General features: G+C 40.5%; 1 protein-coding gene. It reads right to left on the bottom strand.

Annotation, left to right across the window (positions count from 1 at the left end; genetic code table 11):
* On the bottom strand, window positions 1-363 hold a 363-nt coding region (locus BFP77_RS12295), incomplete at both ends, for a helix-turn-helix domain-containing protein (RefSeq protein WP_180272309.1).

Consider the following 363-nt stretch of genomic DNA (forward strand, 5'->3'; position numbering starts at 1 on the left):
TCATCAGATCTACTTCTATATCTCCTATACGTTTACGCTCCGTTACCACTGCCGGTCGTTGTTCTATGGGAACTCTTTTGATAATAGCTCCCCTATTATCCTTCAAATTACTACGTTTCTGTCTTCTTCCTGTATGGCGCAAATGTTTATGAAGACCTTTATAAGCTTTATGTTTTCTATGGTGACTGTGCTTTGCGGTCCATATCCATTTATAAATAGTCTCGTGACTAACACATTGCTCTTGCTCCTTGGCAAGACGTTTGGCAATAAGCTCTGGACTCCATTTATTGTGAGACATTAACTCAGCTATACGGGCTTTTAGATCATCCGTTAGGAGTATTGCCTTAGCTTTGACCTTATGGC

This window comes from Maribacter sp. 4U21, from assembly GCF_002742365.1.
Classification (GTDB): Bacteria; Bacteroidota; Bacteroidia; order Flavobacteriales; family Flavobacteriaceae; genus Maribacter.